Annotated in this window: 12 protein-coding genes and 1 pseudogene; 3 read left to right on the forward strand and 10 right to left on the reverse strand. The window is 45.7% G+C overall.

The features are described 5' to 3' along the window. Positions 1-6 precede the first annotated feature (6 nt). The 5 genes and pseudogenes from VHE34_RS00830 to VHE34_RS00850 all read right to left on the reverse strand — a co-directional run bounded on the left by VHE34_RS00830 (position 7) and on the right by VHE34_RS00850 (position 6,827). Positions 7-1,935 (reverse strand): DUF4365 domain-containing protein, encoded by a 1,929-nt coding sequence (locus VHE34_RS00830; protein ID WP_325583569.1) that lies wholly within the window; start codon positions 1,933-1,935, stop codon positions 7-9. Positions 1,936-2,270: 335 nt separating this feature from the next. Then, a pseudogene (locus VHE34_RS00835) lies at positions 2,271-3,334 on the reverse strand (IS3 family transposase); the annotation flags it as partial. A 40-nt stretch (positions 3,335-3,374) separates the two neighbouring features. After that, on the reverse strand, positions 3,375-3,731 hold the full coding sequence (locus VHE34_RS00840) for a hypothetical protein (protein ID WP_325583571.1): 357 nt from the start codon (positions 3,729-3,731) through the stop codon (positions 3,375-3,377). 41 nt (positions 3,732-3,772) lie between these two features. Next, positions 3,773-5,887 carry a DEAD/DEAH box helicase gene (locus VHE34_RS00845; protein ID WP_325583573.1) on the reverse strand — a complete coding sequence of 705 codons (2,115 nt, stop codon included), beginning with the start codon at positions 5,885-5,887 and terminating at the stop codon, positions 3,773-3,775. Positions 5,888-5,894: 7 nt separating this feature from the next. Further along, positions 5,895-6,827: a DUF1837 domain-containing protein gene (locus tag VHE34_RS00850; RefSeq protein ID WP_325583575.1), complete on the reverse strand. Its 933-nt coding sequence runs from the start codon at positions 6,825-6,827 to the stop codon at positions 5,895-5,897. Positions 6,828-7,042: 215 nt separating this feature from the next. Here VHE34_RS00850 and VHE34_RS31080 point away from each other — a divergent pair, with 215 nt between their 5' ends. Then, complete coding sequence (locus VHE34_RS31080) at positions 7,043-7,276, forward strand: helix-turn-helix transcriptional regulator (protein WP_414709843.1); 234 nt, start codon at positions 7,043-7,045, stop codon at positions 7,274-7,276. Here the strand turns inward: VHE34_RS31080 and VHE34_RS00855 are convergent. Further along, positions 7,273-8,502: a tyrosine-type recombinase/integrase gene (locus VHE34_RS00855; RefSeq protein WP_325583577.1), complete on the reverse strand. Its 1,230-nt coding sequence runs from the start codon at positions 8,500-8,502 to the stop codon at positions 7,273-7,275. The genes VHE34_RS31080 and VHE34_RS00855 overlap by 4 nt on opposite strands. A 361-nt stretch (positions 8,503-8,863) precedes the next feature. Between VHE34_RS00855 and mobF the strand changes: the two genes are divergently transcribed. Continuing rightward, positions 8,864-11,584 carry a MobF family relaxase gene (mobF, locus tag VHE34_RS00860; protein ID WP_325583579.1) on the forward strand — a complete coding sequence of 907 codons (2,721 nt, stop codon included), beginning with the start codon at positions 8,864-8,866 and terminating at the stop codon, positions 11,582-11,584. Further along, on the forward strand, positions 11,562-11,948 hold the full coding sequence (locus VHE34_RS00865; protein ID WP_325583581.1) for a hypothetical protein: 387 nt from the start codon (positions 11,562-11,564) through the stop codon (positions 11,946-11,948). The genes mobF and VHE34_RS00865 overlap by 23 nt, the downstream gene beginning before the upstream one ends. A gap of 2 nt (positions 11,949-11,950) precedes the next feature. On the opposite strand, the gene VHE34_RS00870 is transcribed toward VHE34_RS00865, so the two are convergent. From VHE34_RS00870 to VHE34_RS00885, 4 genes are all read right to left on the reverse strand, one after another. After that, entirely contained in the window at positions 11,951-12,730 is a 780-nt protein-coding gene (locus VHE34_RS00870) for an abortive infection family protein (protein ID WP_325583583.1), read from the reverse strand. 131 nt (positions 12,731-12,861) lie between these two features. After that, positions 12,862-13,260: a DUF2958 domain-containing protein gene (locus VHE34_RS00875; RefSeq protein ID WP_325583585.1), complete on the reverse strand. Its 399-nt coding sequence runs from the start codon at positions 13,258-13,260 to the stop codon at positions 12,862-12,864. 48 nt (positions 13,261-13,308) lie between these two features. Further along, positions 13,309-14,238, reverse strand: coding sequence for an ArdC family protein (locus tag VHE34_RS00880; RefSeq protein WP_325583587.1), 930 nt, complete (start codon positions 14,236-14,238; stop codon positions 13,309-13,311). A 59-nt stretch (positions 14,239-14,297) separates the two neighbouring features. Continuing rightward, a complete protein-coding gene (locus VHE34_RS00885; RefSeq protein WP_325583589.1) occupies positions 14,298-15,212 on the reverse strand; it encodes a CHC2 zinc finger domain-containing protein in 915 nt (304 codons plus the stop codon). Between the last annotated feature and the right edge of the window lie 184 nt (positions 15,213-15,396).

The following is a 15,396-nucleotide window of genomic DNA, read 5'->3' on the forward strand; positions in this document are numbered from 1 at the left end:
GTCTGATCAAATTACAATCCTAAATTGGTCTCTCCGAGGTAAGTATGTCACTGGTTCAAACTTGCTTTTAAAGGATTCGGCGGTCTCTTTGTAAAATTTAATTGCATTGATCTTGTCTTCTTCCGACATGCCAGGTTGATCGCTAATTAAATCACTAACCTCGTTAATAATTGCATTTCCAAATATTTGAATCATTAAAGCGTACACCATCATACCGGTTGCTTTCACTTCAAACCGTTGAGCAGCAATAAAGACATTAATCCAAAGAGATTTCTCTGCGTCCGCCAAAACCGCCGACGCAACAAACGACTCGTATGCAGCCTCAAATTGAGAACTTTCTTCTAAGAGCAACCCTAACTGTAACCAGGTATAGCTATCAAAAGGAAATTTTCCTATAGACGCCCTTAGCAAGCCCATGTCTTTTTGGGCATATCCATCCTTTGCCAACGCAATAGCCTCTTCTCGATCAAAACTTTCAATAGCCAAGCCTTGCCCTAACAAGTAATCGCACAGATGCAATGCAAACACAAAATATAGATGAGGCATTTTTTCAAGCATAGAAACCTCAGCCAAGTACTTTGTATAAAGTTCCTTAGCCTCCTCCACTTTTCCCACTCTCAGACAGCAGTCACCACGGAGTCCATACGTCAGAGGTAAATTCTCCTTACTTTTGTCTAGTTCAATCGACTTTTGATAAAATGCAGCGGCAATCTTGTTGTGTCCAGCCAAAAACATAACACCTGCGTACTCATGCCACCAGTAATGTCGATTCAGATAAGACCTAATCAACCTCCTACAGGTTTGATAATTTTCTGAAGATTCATAAAACAAACGAAAATGCCTGTAGTGGTTGGCAAGATTGTAAGCAATAAGCCCTTTCTCCTCATCTTTATCAAATATAGAAATTGCCTCCTTCAAATTCTCTCGATACTCCTTCATGTACCTTAATGAGGGGTCAAAGACAAAATAAGCTCCATTTAACAATAGGAATTCCGTGAACAGTTTTGAATTCTTCGCTCTATCTACTAACCTTTGTAGCTCGTAGATAAAATTATTTTGAATCGCAATCCTCCCGATCTCAAATAACGATTCAGTGTTTTTGTATGGTCCATTATACTTATCAATGACATAGTAAAGTAATTTTAGGCTTCTATCAACCGCCAGTCCAATAAAGAAACCAATTAGGACAAACAAAATCTCTCCCTCTGAATCAGAAATATCTCGCTCATTTAATATTGGTCGGTTAATTAGATTTGAATTCCTGCTCTTGTCAATCCCTTCTAAAGGGAACGTAACACCACAGTATTCTACTTTTGGTAAAAAGAAACCTTCCGAATCCAGGATCTCAAGTGCAATTTTAGTCGGCAAGTATGGATTTTCAATTTCAAAACAACCAGAAAAATATTTGTCAACCCAGCCTAAAATTCGCTTCGTAAATACCTCTGTTCTGGGTGAATCAAAGGAATAAAAAATCGAATTCTTATATGCAATTGATTTATTGAATTTAGATTCCAATTCAAGAAAGAAGCTTTTGTCGAAAATATTTCGCTCACCTAAGGTAATTTGAGTAGTCTTTTGTCCATCCTTTAAGGACACCGACATCGATTTTAGCAGATTATTTGCCCATGTCCCCCAAAAAACCTTTGTTTTAGTGCTGTAAAAAACGAGAAATATTGGCGAAGTATATTGTTCGTAATACTTCAACTTCTCGACCTCAATCCGAACCGAAATTTTGCTATTTACAATATTCTGACTACTTGCTTTTAACTGGACTATAAAGCTCTTCCCTGTTGAACTCAAATCCTTGAAGATCTCCAAATGAATATCCTTACCATAGTCCTTTACAAAATCATTGCTCACCCAACCATCTGGGATTATGCTTGCAAATGCCTTCCTGGATTCCTCTTCGATGATATGCTGCTGAACCCTTTTCACTACCTTTCCATAATTATTTTAATATCCCTTCTTCAGACCAAGTTCATCATTGTCCATTTGCTGATACAAAAACGAGCGCCATGCTTCATGAGAGTTATCCGGATCAACTTCCGGAAGAACTATAAATAAAAGCCTGCTCATAACATAGCGCAATCTGGCCAAATCATCAGCATTTGTAAGCTCCCCCTAAAACTGGGCCACCCTCAATTAGAGTTTTCTGGTTTTTCAAATATTTTATCCACTAACCGGCTCTCTTCAATTTTGGAAGGATTTCCGTTCGCCGTTTGTGGATAAAGCTTCAGTGCTTCGGCCTGGCTTTGGTAATACTGTTCAGCATATTTTACCGGGGATAGATACCCAAGCGACTTGTGCGGTCTTTCAGTATTGTAATCTAGCTGCCATTCTTCGGCCATCAACCGGACCTCGGCGAGGCTGTAAAACAAGTAGGCATTCAACAGCCCCCGGCGCATGGTTCCATTTTTACGCTCGATGTAGGCGTTCTGGGTTGGCTTTCCCGGCTGGATGTAGACCAACCTGATCCCGTTAGCCTCGCACCATTCCTGGAGCAGATGGCTGATAAATTCGGGGCCGTTGTCTGTCCGGATGCAGGTCGGCTTGCCTCGACGGGCTGTGATCCTTTCCAGTACCCGGATCACACGCCGGGCAGGCAGGGAGGTATCCACCTCAATGGCCAATGATTCCCGGTTAAAATCGTCTATGACGTTCAATACCCGGAACTTTCGACCATCTACCAGCGCATCACTCATGAAATCAATGCTCCAGACCTCATTGGGTCCCTCGGGGATAAACAGGGCCTCCCTGATCCGGGCCGGCAGCCGCTTCTTGGCCCTTCTTCGGATATTTAGTCTCATCTGTATATAAACCCGGTAGATCCGCTTGTGATTCCACATAAACCCTCTATTCCTTAATCGATAATAGGATTGCCAAAACCCAATGTCAACGTGCTTATCCGTTAAGGCAGTCAGCGCTTCCTGGACCGGAGCATCGTCTTTGGGGATGGCCTTATATTCGTAGGTGCTTCTGGGGATAGCTACGATCTTACACGCCTTGCGAACACTCAGCTGCTCCTGGTCAACCAGGTAACCAACTGCTTCCCGTTTCTCCGCAGGCGTTATAGCTTTTTTTCGATCAGGTTTTTCATTGCCCGGTTCTCGATGCATAATTCGGCGTACATCTTCTTCAGTTCGGCATGTTCGGCCTCCAGATCCTTGAGCCGCTTGACATCGGAGGCTTCCATGCCGCCATACTTCGACTTCCAATTGTAAAAGGTAGCTTCGCTTATTCCCAGGTCCCGGGCGATATCCTTGACGGCAATACCCCCTTCCTGTTGTTTCAGTGCTGATACGATCTGACTTTCTGTAAACTGTTTCCGTTTCATAATTCAAGTTTAAAGTTAACAATTCATTCAATTGGTAACTCTAATTCTTGTGGCCGGAGATCGGGGGAGCCGACATATTGTCCGCGCTTAGTTCCGATACCTTAATGGCGGAGAATTTAATTAGCTTACCTTTTTTAATGTCGATGGGTGTATTTATAGTAAAGCCATTTTTCAAATAGCAAGATTTTACCAGAAGCTCACAGCCGATTCCTAAATAAAGCCTCTTTTGGATATTTCTGGTCAGAAGTTTGAATGTTTCATCGATGTCGATGTCTTTTCTTTTTAGTGTGGCGGCCTTCCTAAAATAGAAGTCGGCAATTAGTTTGAAACTCTCCCAGTCTTGTTTCTTAAAGACTTTCGCGTATTGTTGCTTAATAGTGCTTTCAATGGATGCCATCTGTGATTCAATTGCAAGAATAAAAAGTATGCTTTTATCGGCTATTTTGGGGTATCGGTAGAAATTCCCTCAAGAAAATAGTTGATAATATAGAGGTCAAATCTATCGAATTGTTGACGGTGGTTGATCCTGTCAATCCCCAGTCGGCGGAATTTATCTAATACATCGTGAATATTTTGGGAAGGTTCTACCAGGTCAATAAGCTTACTGGTATGTATTTTCTTGGAAATCATCCGAGGCAACCCATATTCTTCTAATTCATATACTATCGGAGGCAAAAACGCATTTGATACCTTGGCGACAAAGGGAGAAACATCGACACCGTTATTTATAATTACCCTTTGCAATATATTTATTTGATTTACTAAGGATGAAAGTTTAAAGGTCGCAATCCTCTCAAGATGAAAGAAGCTGGCGATATCCACGTCATGATAGTCTAAATCGTCTAATAGCTCTGGAATTGATTTGGACCAGTTTTCCGAGAGAATTTTTACAAAGGCAACAAATTTTGGATGTTGGACTCCGTAAGCACCGTCACCCCAACCCCCAGGCTTAAGCCATACTAGTTTATTGAGCAAACGTTCCCATGATTGGGGGTCATCGGAATTCAAGTATGACAGGCCGTTCCATTCGCTCGGATTTTCTTTCATTTCCAAGGCAGTTCTTTTGATGAAATCTGCGTCGTCAGTCTGAAAAATATGTTCCTTAACAAGTTTATCATATGCGCCTTTTCCTATGATTCTATACATATCCTCTCGCAGGCTAACAATTTTTTGAACTTGATCCTTGGTCAGGCTGTCTTTGTAATCAGTTTCATCGATGTCGCTCAAAATCTCTTCTGGAAACTGTATATCGAGCTGTGATTGTTCATCTGATGGAGGCGCTTCTAATAAATAAATCTTCCCTATAAAATGTTTAAACATCCGTCCGCCGCGACCAATAATGTTTTTGTAAGTAAAGCTATCTAATTTCTTATTGCTACCGCTTCTTCGATTTCTCCATATAATGACGTTCTCCGCTGATGTATTTACCCCCTCAATTATCGACGATGTTGTAACTATGTTTTCTATGCCATCTTGTTCTTCAAATACCTTTATTTGAATTTGTGCTAATGAACGATGAAGTTGACCGTTATGAATACCCACTCCTTTTTTGATCAGGTTGGTCAGTTCCCAATTAGAATCGTAGTTTTTCGTTAGCCAATCAGAAAAGTCGTTAAGCAACTTCTTTTTCGAAACTGGCAGACCTTCAAGCAGAACATTGGTTACCTTTTTGATTTGTCCATAAGACGCCGCATAAATTATAGATTTCGTTTTAGTCTTTCGTATAATGTTTAGAAGTTCTTGACCTTTCTTGTCATCATCTCCCTTAATCTTCTTATAGGTTTCGTGAACCTCTAAACAAACAGTATTGAAGTCTAACTTCTCAAAGGTCATTCCTTTTGTGAAAATATTGTCCGTAATCCCGGAGATGTTTGGAGCGAGGTAATATTTTTGCTTAGCCTTTTGCCCCAATTTTAAAATTGCCTTTAACAATGACCCGGCCCTCTCGTCTTCGTGATCGGAACTGGCTTTGTAAAATTCATCAACTATCAAAATGTCGAGTGATTCGATTTTGTCAATATAATAGAATGCCCTTTCCTGGGGGAAGATAAGAATATTCTTCTCTCCCAATGGAACATCTGTAGTTGTAATTATTTTATATTCATCCGAAAACTTCTTAAAAAGACGTCGTCTTGTTTCGTCGGTTAATGCAATCGTAGGAACAATTATGACCACATTAGTTGGTTTTTTGATGGCGATAAATGCGTCTATAACAAAGCTCTTTCCGAAACTCGTCGGAGCGCTTACGGCAATATTTTCACCTTGTAATAATCTCCGAAGTAAGAAGGACTGCTCTTTGTGTAATGTCATTTCCTTGCCACCTACGTCAACCTTGAATACTTCGTAAATGTATCTGTCTTGCCACGATGAAGTTGTATTGTCTTGATAAGGAAATAGTCCGACCTCTCTAATAAGATGGTTTAAAAGAGGCGTATAAGGAATATTGTTTTTAGTGTGGTAATCAAGAAGTCTAATTAGTTCGTTTCTTGCTTCGAGGCCACTACCCTCATGAAGAAGATCTGTGATAGAATGACAGGTTTCAAATATTTCCATGACCAGGCTATTTTATATAAAGGGCAGCTTTTTCTAAGAATGCATTTACGATATTTTCTTTTGAGGCTACAGGAAAAAGAATAACATGAAATTTTATGTCAGAGTATTTTGAAAGACTACTTAATTTCGAAATTTGCTTTTTAAAATATGCTTCGGATCTTTCTTTATGGTAGTCAATTAAATCATCTCTATATTTTTTGGATAATGAAGTGTTCGCCTTGGTGATTGGGCACTCATGAAGTAGTAAAATAGGAATATTTAGTTTTGGCTTGACCAAATCGATTGAATTGCCATTCTTTAGAAGACTCTTTATTTCCTCACGTACGGATTTTTTAGGAACGAGAAGATCCATGTCACCGACCCCGCTAACAATTCTATTCTCCTTTTTTAGCTTTTGCTTTTGTAGCGCTTCTTCGACACTGCTTACAATTTCACCCAGTCGTGTATTTTCAATACTATTGTAGAATTTTGCTTCACCATACCAAAGAGTAAAATCATCGCCAGAAAGTACGATATGCACAGAATCGGACCCCTTAGCATTATCATGCGAATTTTGCTTATAGAAAATTTTAGGGACAACGGGAAGCGCCTTGTAGTGTAACTTCATTATCCCATATAGGACAATTTCAGCCAATTCACTACCTGATCCTTTATCATCACTATCAGTGAGGCGAAGATTCTTGGCCGCCTCCTTTAATTGAGAATGCGGTTTGCTTATTAGCTTTTGACGCTCTTCTGCGGAAAGTGCGGCCTCAGCGATATTGTCCCATACAAAATTTTGAAATTTCTCAATCCACCACTCGCCGTCTTCGTAGTCATTAATCAGACTGAGAACGTTTTTATTTTCAGCTGGTTTTAACGCACTAGTGGGATTAAGCGCAAGGAATGATTCGTCAATAATAATTTCAAAGTCCAACTTAGGGATCCTTCTTTCTTTCATATGGAGGGTTATTCAATACGGGGTTATTACTACAAAAATATCATACTTTTTCTACATTTTATAATATATTGATATTCAAATCTATATCATAGTTGGCTCAAAGCATGACCGGCCCCGGAAAACACTAGATAAAACTTATCTCGTTTGAATAGTCGGTCAATGTCAGGATATACAGTGTTCACCCGTATAACCCTCATTTTACCTTTGGAGGCGAGATGAATGCTTTTACCGCTAAGGAACACTTTTCTAATGACATCCAAAAAGAGGGCTTTCTTCGATTGCCAGCAGTATTAGCCTTGATACCAGTTTGCAAAGCGACCTGGTGGAATGGTTGCAAATCCGGTCGTTTTCCTAAACCCTACAAACTGGGGCCAAAGGTTACCGGATGGAAGGTCAAAGATATTCTTCAATGCTTGAATGACTTTCCGCAATCAAACGATCAGGGCTAGGGGTATAATTGTTCAATGTTCTCTTTTCTCTTTGGTAGCTTGCCCGAGCGCCTTATCTTATCGATATAGTCAGCCCATTCCTGCATCATCTTAATTCGCTGGGAAACAAACATTGCCCGGTCGTAGGCTTGATCGACCTTGCTTTTTTGTAAATGTGCAAGCTGACGATCCACCACCTCATGCCTATATCCTAGTTCTTGCTTTAGGGTGGTCATCGCTAAAGATCTAAAACCGTGACCTGTCATTATTTTGCGATAGCCAATTTGTTTTAGGACTTTCAAGATGGTGTTATTACTGATAGTCTCCTTGCCTTTAACTACGCTGGGGAAAATATGACCTTGATCGCCAAATTCTTCTTTGAGTTCTTTTAAAACCTCAATCGCCTGTTTTGAAAGGGGTACAAGGTGGGGACGGTCCATTTTCATTCGCTCACCAGGGATCGACCACATCCGTTTTTTAAAATCAACCTCTTCCCACGTCGATTTTATTAGTTCCTTGGTGCGAACAAATGTCAGAAGCATGAAACGCGTTGCAAGCCGCGTCTGTTTGAACAACCTTGCATCAGGGCTATCAAGAGCCGCTAAAAAGTCAGGGAGTTGATCCGTTGTGATAGATGCATAATGCCCTCCCTTACGTTTTTTCAACGACCCTCTTAGATCGGATGTAATATCGCGCTCAGCGCGACCAGTGACCACCGCATAGCGCATAATCTGTCCAACTGTCTGAAGGGCGCGCTTTGCAAGATCATATCGCTTTCTATCCTCTATTTTTTGGACAGCGGCTAAAAGCCTGACAGGGGTAATCTTGCTAAATGGTAGATGCCCGATCTCTGGAAAGATATTAGCCTTTAACCTTGCCAATATTTGTTTGCCGTAGTCTGGAGTCCATGTGTCCAAGTTTCTCGTATGCCACTCGATTGCTATAAGCTCAAAGGTCAACGCGTTGTTGAAACGCGCCAGCTTTTTATCTTCCTGCTTCTTCTCTGAAGGATCAGTGCCTTTAGCAACAAGCTCTTTCGCGGCGTCCCGTGCTGACCGCGCTTGCAGCAATGAGATGGCCGGATATTGACCAATGGTTAGCAGCTTTTCCGTTCCTAAGAAGTAGTATTTGAGACGCCAAACCTTTGTGCCGGAGGCCCTAACTTCAAGATAAAGACCATTGGAGTCGAAAATTTTATAGGGCTTGGTTTTGGGTTTAGCGGATCGACAGGCGAGATCGGAGAGCACTAGTCACCTCGACGGCATAGGGGTAAGTTGATTTTGTGACCATACAACTTACCCCTAATCTCACCCCTAAAACGGGTAATTTGGAGTGAATTTGAATGGGTCAGGTTAAACGATAATATCAGGAATGTATCGGTTTATCAAGGGGTTTTTATATGAGGACAGACCATAATAAATATGGCAATGGCGGAGACAGAGGGATACAGAACGATCTCGCAAGTCATTGCCTTATCTACAATAAAACCTAAACGCGTTTTTGCTTACCCCCAACTTTACCCCTTTGGATGATAGATTGGGTTGTTCGCCATTGAACCATTTTAGCCGACTGAAAAGAAGAAATCTAGGAGAGTTTGAATTGATCCGAATGATCCAAATGCGTGATGCGGAACAGGCTGACAAATATTTCGATCAAGAGCTAAGCCAATCTGATTACTACGTCAGCGACCAGGAGCTAACGGGGACGATCTTAGGCAAAGTTGCCAATCGGCTCGGTATTGTGGGCGAGGCTACGGGCCCGGTTTTCCATGCTCTGTGTCAAAATCTGCATCCCCTCACTGGCAAAAACCTGACGGCTCGGACGGTCGAAGGTCGGACCGTGGGATACGACATCAATTTCCATGTGCCGAAGTCTGTCTCAGCATTGCATGTGCTGTCAAAGGATAATCATATACTCGATGCCTTCCGGGATGCGGTACACGAAACAATGGCTGACATCGAGGCGGACAGTAAAGCGCGGGTCCGCAAAGGCGGCCATGACAGCGACCGGGACACAGGAGAGCTTGTTTGGGGCGAATTTATCCATCAAACGGCGCGGCCTGTGGATGGGTCAACCCCTGATCCCCACCTCCACGCCCATTGCGTCACCTTCAACGTGACGTATGACAAGACGGAGAAACAATATAAGGCCGGACAGTTCCGCGACATCAAACGGGATATGCCGTATTACCAAGCGCGGTTCCATCTGCGGCTAGCGGATAAGCTGGCCGCCCTGGGCTACCGCATACGTCGCACGAAAAACGCGTGGGAGGTCGAGGGTGTTCCCGAGGAAGTGATACGACTTTTTGCTAAACGCACTGACGCGATTGGCAGGGCGGCAAAAGAGCACGGCATTACCGACGCCAAGGAAAAGGACAAATTGGGAGCACGCACCCGGTCCAAAAAACAAAAAGGCCTGACAATGGCCGAACTGAAAAAGGATTGGCGGCGGCAGATCATCGCGCTCGGGATGGCGGACGGCGAAACAGGGCGGGATCCCCTTCGGTATAATCCCGCCCTGTCGGACACCGTAACAGCGCGGGAATGTGTGGATCACGCGCTGACCCATAGTTTTGAACGCGCATCCGTCATGCAGGACCGCCGCGTCTTGGAGTCTGCCTACCGGCACGCTTTGGGGAAGACAGGGGCGACGGTCGATCAGATCACCGGACTGTTTCGCCGCGATCGCCAGATTATTCATGTTCAGGATGGTTCCCGGCTGCTCTGCACGACAAAAGAAGTGCTAGGGGAGGAAAATCGAATGGTCCAGTTTGCCCGTGCTGGCAAAGGCCGGGTTGCGCCGCTTTATTCCCGATTACCGGAAATCAAGCTGGACGGCCAGCATAAAGAGGTGGTGGGAAATGTCCTCACCTCCACGGATCAAATCGACCTTATCATGGGGCGTGCCGGGACAGGAAAAACCACTCTCATGAAAGAATTGGTCCGGCTGATCGAGAAAATGGGGAAAAGTGTCTTTCTGACCGCCCCGACCTCTCAAGCCGCCCGAGGGGTGTTGAGAGCCGAAGGCTTTGCCGACGCCGAAACCGTCGCCAAGCTGCTGGCATCGCAGGAATTACAGCAAAAGATCAGGAACGGTGTCCTGATCGTTGATGAGGCCGGACTTTTAGGCGTCAAGGATATGCTGGCCTTGCAGGAATTGGTGAGACGGCAAAACGCCAGGTTGATCCTCTGCGGCGACACGCGCCAACACGCTAGTGTCGTCCGCGGAGATGCCCTTCGTATCCTGCATACCGTCGCCGGCATTACCCCGGCGAATGTCTCCAAGATTTTCCGTCAGAAAAAGGCAGTCTACCGGGAGGCGGTACAGGCCTTATCGGATGGCGATGCGAAGACGGGTTTTTTCAAGCTGGAGTCTATGGGAGCGATCCGGCAGATCGACCCGGGCCATCCTTATGACGGCCTCGTAAAGGAGTACGTCGCGACCCTGCGGCAAGGGAAGACCGGATTGGTGGTCTGTCCAACTCACCGGGAGGGTGAAGGAGTAACTGCTGCCATCCGCCATAAGTTGCGCAAGGCCGGATTGATCGGCAAAAAGGAGGTCACAGTTTCCCGTCTGGTCAATCTTTCGATGACAGAGGCGGAAAAGGCTGACGCAAGGAACTATCAGGAGAGCCAGGTATTACAATTCGGGCAAAACCGGGAGGGGATCAAACGCGGCAGTCGGTGGATCGTGGTCGCCGTGAAAAGAAAATCCCTGACGCTGGAAAATAACAACGGCGAAACGGTGGATTTACCACTCGACAGGGTGGGAGAGTTCGAGGTGTACCAACAGACTGAAATATCCCTTTCCATCGGTGATAGGCTGAGGATCACCCGCAACGGCTTCGATGCTGACAACAAAAGGCTCAATAACGGGCAAATGCTGGATGTAGTGTCAATGGATGACGATACGATCACCCTCCGCCATCCTGAAGGCAAAACGGATTTTACTGTTTCTACCGCGTTCGGCCATCTGGCGCACGCTCATTGTATCACTTCTCATGCGTCGCAGGGAAAGACGGTCGATCATGTCTTTATCGCACAGCCTGCCGCCACCTTTCCGGCGACTGACCTAAAACAACTGTATGTAAGTATCAGTCGTGGACGGGAGGGTGTGCAGCTTTACACCGATGACAAAGAAGCTCTACTCCACCATGCCGCCGAAGCACGGGATCGAATGTCGGGATCTGAATTGCTCGGCAAGCGACAACGAAGCCATCCCATGACCCGGCAACTGGCAATGGGAAAAAGCCGACAGCCTAAAATCACCGCACCCACCCCCGTCAAATCCAATCCTATGAGGTCACATGCTCCAAAACTCAGCCTCTAATCCCTATAGCCTTTTGCATGAAGGTAATCCGACGATACGGCAATCGGGCCCGATCCGCGTCCTGCCAGAGCCATTAAAACGCCTGACGAAAATCTGGATCGTCTGGGAGGCGACGGGCCGAATGAAGGATTTCTCCTACAATCATAAGTTCTCGATTGAATTGACCACCCTGAAGGGGGAGATCGTTCTTATCGTGGATTTCATTGTCGAGCGGGTAACCCTCAAAGGCTACAACCTGGTTCTTTTATATTTGCTCTTTTGGAAAGAAGACCCGCCGCAAATTATCCCCGTTCGGCTTGCTCGGTATTGTATCGACCTGAGACCTGATGAATTTCATGTGACCGATGCCATCACGGAAAAGTAGCCCTACGATCCCTGATCCGGTTTATCACCGTCGAACTTGCTCGCTTCAAGGTTTTTCAGGAAACGTAGAATGCTGACTAGAGAGTCGAACATGAAACGCGCTTCATGTTTTTCAACAAGCGTGTTGTCGTGCGCAAGGGACCTGTTATTTCGGACGCTGTTGTAGGCATCGAATATGCTGATCGAGCTTTTCATGATGCGGATTGTCATTGGGTCGAACCGGCCTTCGGCTTCTACCAGCTTTATGTACCTACCGGCACGACTATGGAGGGCTTCATCCTTATCTGTCGCTTCCCCTCGTTGTTGGAGTAAGTGGGCGAATTTCTTCATGCAGTAGGTGTGAAGTCTGTCTAGGGCTGCTTGCGGCTTCTTTGCCTGAATATCTCTCTCGATAGCTGCTACCAGCTCTTCGAGCGTTTCATTCTCCGCAAACTTGTCAATTCCATCGGTAGGGATCACGTCCGTGGCCGCTTCGATGCCTTGCACGATTTCGAAGAACTTCTTTGTTTTGTTCGCATGTTGCCCATCGTTTTGATCAAACGGACCGTACACGGCATCCCGGTGCTCCCAGAGTGCCCGTAAGGCTTTTGCTGCCAGCGGACCATCTGCTTTCGTCAGGAACGTCCGCAAGCAATTGGCCTTCGACCCAGAATTATATAAGGGACCGTAGATATCTATACCGATCTCACCGTCAAAGAATTCCTGAAAAGTCTTGTTGGAAAAATTCATGACGTATCCGGCTCCGGAAGGGCTACCGAAAATGTCATCCACCAGGATTTTCATGATATAAGGTTTGATATATGGCATAAGCAATTATTTCATGGTGGGCGCAAAGATAACTATAATTAATATGATGGCATTGTGTCGATGATCCCGTCAATGAAAAAGCCCCTCAAAATCGAGGGGCTTGATCTTCAGGATTTATATTGGAATGTCTTTTGATGCCGCATATAAAGGGAGAGGTCGTCCGGATCGTCGATGATATAACCGAGGGTTGTTGCGGCAAACCGGAAGTCACTGATTGGATTTGTCGCGACAAAATCGGGATCAAGGCAAAGCGTCCTGCCGTGATAGTATTCGGGGACTTCATTGCTGAGTTTTTGCAGATCAATCCGTGAATACATCGTCATCCCGTCATCCACGAAAAGCGCCAGTGCCTTCGTCGGATCATCGGGTTTTAGCTCGGTGACAAGCCAGACACATTTAGTACCTGGGATATAGAGCTTCGCCACGGGAATGTGATCGTCCCTTGTCCAATCCGGGCCGCCGTTGCGCAGTAATTCTTCCGTCTGTTCTTCGGTAAACAAATCCATGTTAGTCCTTTTGTTGGGGGTTGAAAAAATGGCGATGCGATGAGGATATCAAGCCCTCATCGAGGGCTGCGGCTGGAGTCCTTGCATATATTCGACGGCTTTGGATGCTTCGGACGCGGCGGTGAAGATCAGTTGTTTGTCGTCCTTGAGCACCTTGAGCCAACTTTCGATATAGCTGGCATGATCGCCTCTGATGGTCGGCGTGATCTCCAATTCGGCGCAAAGGAAGGCCGCGCCTAATTCCGCTACCAACTCTTCGGCGGCGTATTTATCGTCGCCAAAGCGTTTGCCTTTGGTTCGGTTGAGGCGTTTTGGACTGCCGGACCAGTGCGTCAGTTCATGGAGAAGCGTTCCGTAATAGGCTTCCTTGGCGCTTCGGGTTTCCGTGTCGATAAACAAGTCCCGCTCCGGCATGTTGATGAGGTCCAGCGTCCGGGAATAATAGGCTTCCGGTTCCTTGTGCTGGACAATCGCCTGCGTGTTGGCAACAAATTCTTCCACATGCTTGATCCGCTCGAACTCGGACCGGACGATCTGTATAGATGGCTGCTCTCCTGGTCGATAGCTGGATAGCTGGCTACGGTTGAAGACATGGGATGCTTTGATGAATGGGATTTTCTCAAGCTCGCCCTCCACCTCTTTTTCAAAGGTGTCATAGTAGACGATCATCGTCCCTTTCTCGCCACCTTTGACCTGTTCCTTTTTATCCTGCCATTGTTTGTAGCTAGCCCATTCAGTCATAGGAAAACCGTTGAGGATCGAAGAATGCCACAACAGAAGGATATTGATGCCCCGGTATTTGTTCCCGGTGGTGAAGTTTTGCGGGATCTTATATGTACCCGGCGATAATGGATCGAAAGGTCGGCCGTCCTGCCACGGTTGAAGCCACGGGACGGTTCCGTCTTGTAGCTGCTGGATGATGGTATCGGTAACTTGCTGATGAATATCGCGGCGGCTGATGGAGTGTACGGTAGCCATGTCTTTACCTTCCTGCTCGTTGGCGGGTTGATGGGAAACGAAAGAGAAGGAAAAGTTGGCTATCCGGTGAGGCCCAGCTTGACCATGTGCCAAGCGTTCACGTCCTTATAAGGCGCGTAGATGTAATTCATCGGCGTATGCAGGAGGTTTTCTTCTGTTTGAAAGAAGGCATCCAGTGATGCGGTCGCGTTCCGGCCCGGTTCGTCATTGTCCATCCACGTGTACGCGGTCTGATAACAATACCCTTTGATGTAAGGCGTGGCCTTTTTCAGGTTGGAGAGCGAATTTAGAACAATTGTGTCGTCGATAAAGCGCTTGCCGTTTTCGTGCTGGATGATAGCGGAAAGATAATCAGTCCATCCTTCAAAAATATGGATGCCGCCACCCTGACCGCCTATCCTGCCGCGAATGAAGGTGATGTATTTCGGGGACGTGCTGGCTTTGTAGAATTCATTGCGGAGTTCATACCCTCCATTGTCATTTTTGAAGCCAAGTGCGAAGATGGTTTTGCGCTTTTCCCGGTTATAGACATCGGCTTCGACAAGGTACTCGTTGGCAATACTCAACGGGAGTCCTCGCGAGTCCAGGTATTCCAATAATTCCGGCCGGATGATCTCGCGCTTTTGCAGGATAGTAAGTTTCGGCTGGCTCTTGGGTGCGTCCGGATCTTGAACGGGAGCAATAACCGGGACATATCCGAGCATGTTGGACATCCAGCGCAAGGCGTCGGAACAGGTGTCGCTGACGCCACTTAGCTTGAGCCATTTACGAACGAAGGTGACACCGTCACCACCCTCACCGATGCCATGATCGTACCATACGTTTTTAGCGGTATCGACATGGAAACTGGCGGTCTTTTCGGTGCGTAGGGGGGATTTGTAGTAAAGGTCGTTGCGGGATTGGCGGTCGGGCTGGATATTGAGCTTGTCTAAAATATCGGAAATAGGTATGGTCTTCGCTTGTTCGATCTTCATCGAGCGACTCCTTGTCAACGGGTTGCGGTGGATTGAATGTCTGGGAGGAAATCGTTAGCGCGATTTCCTCTTTCGTGTTTTAGAATGTCTGTTTGCCTTTTTTGAATTCGAGCAGGTCCGACATTTTGTATTCGGCCCGACCTCCAACAAGAACATATTTCAAATACTTTTTCTGGCTAGCCCA

The sequence above is a fragment of the Puia sp. genome (assembly GCF_035546395.1).
Taxonomy (GTDB): domain Bacteria; phylum Bacteroidota; class Bacteroidia; order Chitinophagales; family Chitinophagaceae; genus Puia.

Excerpts from the sequence above, each read along its gene's own strand:
- VHE34_RS00840 (WP_325583571.1), bottom strand. The coding sequence starts at position 3,731 with ATGGCATCCATTGAAAGCACTATTAAGCAACAATACGCGAAAGTCTTT.
- VHE34_RS00845 (WP_325583573.1), bottom strand. The coding sequence starts at position 5,887 with ATGGAAATATTTGAAACCTGTCATTCTATCACAGATCTTCTTCATGAG.
- VHE34_RS00850 (WP_325583575.1), bottom strand. The coding sequence starts at position 6,827 with ATGAAAGAAAGAAGGATCCCTAAGTTGGACTTTGAAATTATTATTGAC.
- VHE34_RS31080 (WP_414709843.1), top strand. The coding sequence starts at position 7,043 with ATGAATGCTTTTACCGCTAAGGAACACTTTTCTAATGACATCCAAAAA.
- mobF (WP_325583579.1), top strand. The coding sequence starts at position 8,864 with ATGATCCAAATGCGTGATGCGGAACAGGCTGACAAATATTTCGATCAA.
- VHE34_RS00865 (WP_325583581.1), top strand. The coding sequence starts at position 11,562 with ATGCTCCAAAACTCAGCCTCTAATCCCTATAGCCTTTTGCATGAAGGT.
- VHE34_RS00870 (WP_325583583.1), bottom strand. The coding sequence starts at position 12,730 with ATGAAAATCCTGGTGGATGACATTTTCGGTAGCCCTTCCGGAGCCGGA.
- VHE34_RS00875 (WP_325583585.1), bottom strand. The coding sequence starts at position 13,260 with ATGGATTTGTTTACCGAAGAACAGACGGAAGAATTACTGCGCAACGGC.
- VHE34_RS00880 (WP_325583587.1), bottom strand. The coding sequence starts at position 14,238 with ATGGCTACCGTACACTCCATCAGCCGCCGCGATATTCATCAGCAAGTT.
- VHE34_RS00885 (WP_325583589.1), bottom strand. The coding sequence starts at position 15,212 with ATGAAGATCGAACAAGCGAAGACCATACCTATTTCCGATATTTTAGAC.